This is a genomic window from Saccharopolyspora sp. NPDC000995, from assembly GCF_053599315.1.
Genome location: NZ_JBSFLZ010000249.1, coordinates 1 through 3,633, shown reverse-complemented (window position 1 = coordinate 3,633; position 3,633 = coordinate 1). Strand labels below are relative to the sequence as shown.

At 64.4% G+C, this 3,633-nt stretch carries 4 protein-coding genes and 2 pseudogenes; 4 read left to right on the top strand and 2 right to left on the bottom strand.

Features of this window, described 5'->3' with window-relative positions:
- Positions 1 to 90: 90 nt before the first annotated feature.
- Entirely contained in the window at positions 91 to 768 is a 678-nt protein-coding gene (locus tag ACWDKQ_RS35435) for an integrase (protein ID WP_450143115.1), read from the bottom strand.
- Positions 769 to 896: 128 nt separating this feature from the next.
- On the opposite strand from ACWDKQ_RS35435, the gene ACWDKQ_RS35430 reads away from it, so the two are divergent.
- The 4 genes and pseudogenes from ACWDKQ_RS35430 to ACWDKQ_RS35415 form a co-directional block, all read left to right on the top strand.
- Positions 897 to 1,088, top strand: a complete 192-nt coding sequence (locus ACWDKQ_RS35430; RefSeq protein WP_450143114.1) for a hypothetical protein — start codon at positions 897 to 899, stop codon at positions 1,086 to 1,088.
- A 690-nt stretch (positions 1,089 to 1,778) separates the two neighbouring features.
- Positions 1,779 to 1,967 (top strand): hypothetical protein, encoded by a 189-nt coding sequence (locus tag ACWDKQ_RS35425; RefSeq protein WP_450143113.1) that lies wholly within the window; start codon positions 1,779 to 1,781, stop codon positions 1,965 to 1,967.
- Between the two features lie 6 nt (positions 1,968 to 1,973).
- Positions 1,974 to 2,426 (top strand): annotated as a pseudogene (locus ACWDKQ_RS35420) (S-4TM family putative pore-forming effector); the annotation flags it as partial.
- Positions 2,427 to 2,451: 25 nt separating this feature from the next.
- Positions 2,452 to 2,715: pseudogene (locus tag ACWDKQ_RS35415) on the top strand (S-4TM family putative pore-forming effector); the annotation flags it as partial.
- Here ACWDKQ_RS35415 and ACWDKQ_RS35410 read toward each other — a convergent pair.
- A complete protein-coding gene (locus ACWDKQ_RS35410; RefSeq protein ID WP_450143112.1) occupies positions 2,694 to 3,311 on the bottom strand; it encodes a hypothetical protein in 618 nt (205 codons plus the stop codon). The pseudogene ACWDKQ_RS35415 and the gene ACWDKQ_RS35410 overlap by 22 nt on opposite strands.
- Between the last annotated feature and the right edge of the window lie 322 nt (positions 3,312 to 3,633).

Below are 3,633 nucleotides of genomic sequence, written 5' to 3'. Positions count from 1 at the left end.
CGGGTGGTTACAAGGAACGCCGATGCTTCCCCCATCTCCAGGCCATGATCACGCCGCCACGCCGCACACCCCCCACAAAACTGCGAAACCTCAGTTGTAGAGCAGGAGCCGGTCGGTGCATTCTTCGCGGATGGTGCGGACGAAGCGTTCGGCGTAGCAGTTCGCCCGTGGGGTCTGCGGCGGGGTCTTGATGACCTTGATTTCCTCGGCGGCGAAGACCGCGTCGAACGCGGGCGTGTACTTGGTGTCGCGGTCACGGACGAGGAATCGGAATGATGCGGCTCGTTCGCCGAGGTCGGTTAGGAGGTTGCGGGCGACCTGGGTGGTCCAGGCACCGGTCGGGTGTGCGGTGACTCCGAGGATATGCACGGTGCGGGTACGGACCTCCATGACGGACAGGACATGTAACTGGCGAAGGCTGATGGTGTCGACGTGGAAAAAGTCGACTGCCAGCAGTCCGGATGCTTGAGCTCGGAGGAAGCTGCGCCATGAGGTGTCCGCGCGGCGTGGAGCGGGGCCGATGCGGGAGTTGCGGAGGATGCGGCGGATCGTTCCAGCGCCGACGTGATGCCCCAGGCCGAGCAGTTCGCCTTGGACGTGCCGGTGACCCCAGGTGGGATTTTCTTGGGCCAAACGAATGATCAGGTCGCGGAGTTCGGTGGTGATCGGTGGGCGACCTGACCGCTGTGGGTAGGTCCACTTCTTGGCGATCAGACTTCGGTGCCAGGCCAGGAGCGTGGCAGGTGTGACGATCCGCCCCAGTCGCATACTGCGAGGGAGTAGGCGGGATAGTGCGGACAGGATGGCGCGATCCGGCCACGATAGACGAGGCCGCCGGCCAACCTGGCGGCGTAAGACTGCCAGTTCATGCCGCAGGGCCAGGATCTCGACATCCTTTGGCCGCGGTGCGCCGGGCGAGCAGCCCCAGCCAACCGAAGACGGTCACCAACGCCATGTACGACAATCGAAACGGCATGATCCGAGATCATGGCCTGATCACAGAGCTCAACGAAACCCAGGTCAGCGACCGAGTGCCAATTTTTGGCACGGTACAGGGTGCGGACCTCCATGACGAACAGGGCGTATAGCCGCTGCAGCCAGATAGTGTCGATGTGAAAGAAGTCCGTGGCGAGAAGACCGTTTGCCTGGGCTTTGAGGAACGTGGTCCATTCGTGGTTGCGCTGCCTGTCGACGTTGTCTGGGACGGAACCTGGTGGCTGGCAGGACGCGGCGGACGGTGGCTGCGCTGACTTTGTATCCCAGTCGCGTAGTTCGTGTACGCGTCGGAACCGCCAGCAGGGGTTGTCGGTGCCGGGCCGGGTGATCAGGTAGCGGAGCTCGTCGGGTACAGGCGGGCGTTCTGGTGGGGGTGGCTGGGTCCACTTCTGTTTGACCAGGCGCCGATGCCAGGCGAGCACGGTGCGTGGTGAGACAATTTGGTGGCCGCGGAGTCGCTGAGGCAGGTGCCGGGCGAGCGCGGCCGGCAGCGCCCGATCCGGTCAGGCAGGCTTCGGCGCGGTGACCTGTCTGCGTGGCACTGTGGCCTCGTGCCGCAGGATGAGTATCTCGGCGTTGTTCGCTGCGGTAGATCGACATGGTAGAGCGAGCCACGCGAAGGTCCGTGTAGCGAGCAGGTAGATCGCTCTGTACGAGCACAAGGACGGTTCCTGCCCGACCACGGACAACGCCCAGGTCAGCAGCACTGAAGGATTTCTGAAGCGTTACGGGCTTCGGACGATCTGGGGCTCGGAGTTTCTGTACTGCGACCCGGGAACGGCATGAACAGCGCAGGTCACGACCACATGCCGATCAGCGTCGGGCAGAACACTGAGTACGCCCAGCGTTTGCTGGCCGCGCAGGCCCGCCTGTACACCGACGCGAAACGCATCCACGATGCCTGCGTGGGCACCGTGATCGTGTTGACCGTGTTGACCATCACGGCTGCGCTCGTGTTCCCGTCGTGGTGAGTCGTCATCGGCGCTGCCGGCGGTGCACTCACTTTTCTCTGGTCCGCGCTGGGGTCGGGTTGTGAGAAGCGTTGCCGCAAGGCCGCCGCGTTCATCCAGGAGGAGTTCGACACCTACGTCTTCAGGCTCCCGTGGAAGGACTTGGCCGCGGACCGGCCGTCACCGACGCAGATCGCCGAAGCGGCCGCGCGTTACCAAGGGAGCCGCACTCGGGACTGGTATCCCGACACTGGGAAAGCTGCACGTCCACTGGACGTCCTGAATTGCCAGCGCAGCAACCTGGGCTGGGGCGCGTCCATGCATAGGGTGTACGCCGCCGTCCTCACGAGTGCCCTTCTCGTGCTTGTTGGCCTTGGCGTCGCAGCCAGCATGATCGCGGGCTTGTCCGCCTTCCATGCCCTTACTGCGGTCGTCGCGCCGCTGCTCAGCGCTGTCCGCGAGGTTATTGAGATGATCCGGGCCCAACCGCGAAAGCGCCGACCTCAAGTCCAAGACCGAGGCCAAGACCACCACCCTGTGGGCAAGGGGTATGAAGGAACGGGACGGCGTGACCATCGCGGACTGCCGGGACGTTCAAGATCAGATGCTCGCGATCAGGCAGACCAACGCCCACGTCCCAGACTGGTTGGACAACCTGCGCCGAAACCGTAGCGAGACAGCGATGAGGATCGGCGCGGATCACCTTGCTGAGGAAGCGGTCCGTTATGGACGGACAGCTGAATCTGATCAGGAAGCGGAAGGCCGCTGAGCCTCGTCCAGCTCGGAAAGCTGATCTTCCAAACCCTTCATGCGCTTCTTGGTTACTTGGCGGCGTTGTTGGGTGAGTCGGCGCTGGTGGACGGCGTCGTTGAGCGCGCTGGAGAGGGTGGCGACACAGCGGCGCAGCGTGATCGGGCCGCGTCCGGCGTCCAGTTGTGTGCGCACGAACTGGGCGACGTTGCTGGTGGCTGAGTTTTTCCAGCCGGATCTCGCCGAGGGCGGGGATGCGGTCTTGGTGAGGTAGTCGGTGTAGCGGGCCATGGTGGTCGGCTTCAGCGTCAGTGCTTTGGTGGCGAGCCAGTCGGTGAGGTAGTCGGCGATGGTTTCGCGGTCGTCGATGGCGACGCCGGTGCGTTCGCAGCCAAGGATGCGGTTGAGTTCGGTTTGGGCGTGGGCTCTGGTGGTGAAGCCGCTGCGGCGCAGGGTGCGCCGGCGGCCGGTGATGGAGGGTAGGTCCACGGCGAAGGCCCAGGTGCGGTGCTTGTGGTAGTCGAGCTTGGGGCAGTGCGGGCCGAGTTGCCGGTGGTCCTGGTCGCGGCATCCGCAGCGCCGGTAGATCCGGCCACGGTTCGGGTTCGAGCGCATCGCGATCATTTTCTTGGTGTGGGGAGATGGTGTTTTCGCAGGTCATGTGCGCGTGTGCTCATCCTGCGCGGCATGCGACGACACCGCGACCACTGGCCCTGTCGCCGCAGGTCAGCGGCCTGCCACTTGTCCGAGCGTCGCCACGGCGCAACCGACTTGCGGGCCCCGGCGGTCGGCTCTGAGCCTCGGATCGGTCCGCGGTGCCCTTTTTCTTCTATTGTCCGGGTTAAAGGGGCTTATTTGTCGGTCTTTCGTGGCGGAATGCCGTGTTGGCTGGCATCGTCGCTCCGGTTTGTGTGCGCTACACCGCATGCGCGCATGA

Excerpts from the sequence above, each read along its gene's own strand:
- ACWDKQ_RS35425 (WP_450143113.1), top strand. The coding sequence starts at position 1,779 with ATGAACAGCGCAGGTCACGACCACATGCCGATCAGCGTCGGGCAGAAC.
- ACWDKQ_RS35410 (WP_450143112.1), bottom strand. The coding sequence starts at position 3,311 with ATGCGCTCGAACCCGAACCGTGGCCGGATCTACCGGCGCTGCGGATGC.
- ACWDKQ_RS35435 (WP_450143115.1), bottom strand. The coding sequence starts at position 768 with ATGCGACTGGGGCGGATCGTCACACCTGCCACGCTCCTGGCCTGGCAC.